This is a genomic window from Shewanella sp. (assembly GCF_051658185.1).
Taxonomy (GTDB): Bacteria; Pseudomonadota; Gammaproteobacteria; order Enterobacterales; family Shewanellaceae; genus Shewanella.
The window spans coordinates 1-3,328 of record NZ_JBOFMC010000320.1 but is presented as its reverse complement, the minus strand read 5'-3'; the positions used below and the strand labels follow the sequence as shown (position 1 = coordinate 3,328).

At 36.8% G+C, this 3,328-nt stretch carries 3 protein-coding genes; all 3 read right to left on the bottom strand.

The annotated features are described in order from the left end of the window. Positions 1–225 precede the first annotated feature (225 nt). The 3 genes from ACRCZA_RS12230 to ACRCZA_RS12220 are packed head-to-tail and all read right to left on the bottom strand — an operon-like array spanning position 226 to position 3,148. A complete protein-coding gene (locus ACRCZA_RS12230) occupies positions 226–978 on the bottom strand; it encodes a hypothetical protein (protein ID WP_438674708.1) in 753 nt (250 codons plus the stop codon). Between the two features lie 3 nt (positions 979–981). Then, positions 982–2,031 carry an AAA family ATPase gene (locus ACRCZA_RS12225; protein ID WP_438674707.1) on the bottom strand — a complete coding sequence of 350 codons (1,050 nt, stop codon included), beginning with the start codon at positions 2,029–2,031 and terminating at the stop codon, positions 982–984. Continuing rightward, positions 2,015–3,148, bottom strand: a complete 1,134-nt coding sequence (locus ACRCZA_RS12220) for a DUF262 domain-containing protein (RefSeq protein WP_438674706.1) — start codon at positions 3,146–3,148, stop codon at positions 2,015–2,017. Before ACRCZA_RS12220 ends, ACRCZA_RS12225 begins: the two co-directional genes overlap by 17 nt. Positions 3,149–3,328: the final 180 nt, after the last annotated feature.

Sequence of the window (3,328 nt, the reverse complement as noted above, 5' to 3'; positions counted from 1 at the left end):
CGAAATGGTCTGGCGCGAAGCGAAGCATCGTTGGCAGCGTTTCATTGCTTGGGGTAAGGAAACTTTCGATGAAAAATTAACCTGTATGCTAAATGGCTATGGCACTGAGTTTACAGTTAATTTTTCTTGAGCACTTAACCAACCATTGGCTTGCATTTGGGCAAGGATATCATTTTGGAATATTTTTTCTTGTGCGGCATCCATCATCGCTAATATCTACTCTATTTATTTTTCACTGATCACACAGGTGATTTCTTTAGGATTGGGCTTCCAAATGTGTTCGAAACCACTAGAAATCATCACCTCAATAGTGCCTTGGGGTGACTCAATCAATAGATACCTATCGTGAGAACCACTATATAAATCGCTCATGGTAGCCTCCCACTCGGGATAAATAGACGTGACGAAATTGTCCGTTACTTTGCTGCTATTTTTAATTACACCAACTAACACATCTGGCGTTTCAACAAACGCTATCATCAACTTGTTCCTAGGAAGGATAGTATGAAACAAGCCTTGAGTGTTATTCCACCCCTGAGCGAAGTAATTATCACAAATAGTAATTTTATTGGCCGAGGAACAGAGAATTTGAAGATATTTAATCAAATTCTCTCGGCTTTCTGCAGGTGTCAAGGTGATCGTTATTTGATTGGTCATGAATTCAGAACGATAATGCACATAAGGCAATGTGGCATTTTCATTCTCCGTCAAAATAACTTTTAAGCTCGTTTTTGATGCTAATAATTCTAGCGAGTCGTTACGATCAGCTTGATGCTGAAGCTGGGGCATTAACCGTTCAAAAACACTCGAACTTAACCCGCTAGCTTGTGCTTCTAGAAGCTGCCTTTTATTAGTTTTATATGGAAGCGATATTATTTTCATTAGCCTTTTGTATTTTTTTTGATACTTGCGAGGCTCAAAAGCAATATTTTCATAGGCTAATAGCAGTGAAGTACTAAGAACCATTTTTTCAGTCATCAATTATCTCATCTGCAGCAAATAAGAAAGAGTAGCATCAAAAAAACCAGCTGGAAAACCTATAACTTCACCATCAATATTATTGAACTCTCCGTTTTCATCTATTAATATTGTTACAAAATTGCTATTCGTATCATTTTTATAGTGAATAACAACCTGGTTGCTTTTTATATTTTCCTCATAGACTTCATAAGCCACTTTATTTATTAAATGTTCACAATGAGTTTCAACTATTAATTGAATACCGCTGTTAGCTATAAATGAAAGAAATGTGCCTAATTCAGCCTGAGCTTTAGGGTGAAGTTGGACTTCTGGGTTTTCTAAGAAAACCAAATCACCTTTTTTGGCCATAAAACACAGAATGATAACTTTAGCTACGTAACTAACACCAGCACCTAAATTAAATGGCGAGACATCCGTTTCTAAATTTTTTACATTAAAGGCAATTTTAACTTGGTCACCATTTTTTTCGCTCACCAACTCAGTTTGAGTACCAGTAATTAAACTCAACCACTTGGCCACTTGATAAGCAATTGTTTTAGAGCCAGAAAATTTAAGCAGTGGTTCAGGTAAAACTTGGCCTTTTATTTTTTCAAAAGTGGAAAAAATAAACTCACTTAAATTGCCAACTTTGCGTTCAGATACTGGAACCCACTCTTGAGCGCCAATACGGTTAGCATTTAAATAAAACAACTCCGGCATCTCATTATCAAATGACGGTTCATAGATATAAGGTAACGATTTTGAACAGTTCTGATTATCAGATTGGATAATTAAAGAGTGCAGATTATTATCAGCATCTAGGGCTACAATGTTAATTTGCTTGGCATTGTTATTTTTATTTCTAATATCAGCAAAAACATTTAAATAGCGTGTCAGCTCTTCCATACTATAGCGATTACTCGCTTGGCTGTATTTACTTAATAACATTAACGCTTGAATGACGGTTGATTTACCTGATGAGTTAGCTCCCGTCAATAAGGTCAATGGTGCTAATTGCAACTTGGTATGGGCAAGGCTTTTTAAATTTTCAATCTCAAGCTGTTTGAGCATTTTTAAGCTCCTGCGTGATTGCATTGGCGATGGAAAAACGTTTTTTCACATGCTCTGTCGTATCGATAGAACCTGAAAATAATCCATCAGTATCCACTTTTATTTTATAATCATCAACTAATCTCTTAGCGATTGATGCTTTTATTTTATGTGATTCTAAATCGCAAAATGCAAAGACAAGCATTTCAAACAGCCCCATATTAACGGGACGACGATTGCCTGATCCTTTGGTTTGAAAACGAAAAGCGTCTCCACCCAATAATTTGGCAGTATTTTTCATTCCTTGTAAGCATGTTTTTTTTAGTTGAGTAAGCTGTTCTGTTGTGGCTTTGTTATTAACATATTTCATCACTGCAGCCAAAAATGCATCTACATCCGAGTTGTATTGAATATCGGTGTTTTCAAGTTGACGAGTGAACCATAAGTAAAATGAAATAAAGCGCAAGATTAGGTAACGATCGCGCATGCGATTAGGCTTAACGCCTCTTCCCGTGGCGGCTTTAAATTCTGAACTTTCTGCAAGTACTTGAATTAAATCTGTAGCAGTGCCTTGATATAAGGCATGGCGCATTTCTTGTTTATTTAAATTCACACCTCCGCGATTAACGCGTTCGAAAATGTTAAATTTCACATATTCAGGGGTAGGAGGTTGGATCACATGTGAATGTAACTGATAATCTTCTATTTTTGCTTGTAAAAGAGGCGATATATCTTCAAATTTACGTCCTTTTAGATCTGGTAACATAGACAAATTAGTTAAAATTAATTCGTTATTCAAGAATAATTTCAACGCGGTGATGCGCTGCTTACCGTCGATGATCTGACGCTTACCCTCTTCATTTTCAAACATATAAATTAATGGAATTGGAATACCCATTAAAATTGATTCAATCAATTCTGACTGATGCTTTTTATCCCAAACATTCTTGCGTTGAAAGTCCGGCGCTAAGACTAGATCACCTTTTTTTTCTTTACGCAATAGTTCATAAACGCTGGATTGCTCCTTAGCAATGCGCACTGGCGTATTTGTGCCCATGGGATGGGGGTGTGCGGTTAACTCAAGATTATCTTGATCTTCTAGTTCGACACTATCATCTAATTTATTTTCATTAACCATCTGAGTTATCAACCCCTACTTTTATCTTAAGACTCGCGAGCTTGCCAGCCGCGCACGTCAATTTTGCCCGTTACGGCGGCGGAGATCAGGGCGGAGCGGCGTTCTTTTAAAATCTCTATACCTAAATTTGCTTTATCTTCTAATTTTGAAAATTTTTTCATTTCAGTTGATAAGTACTGA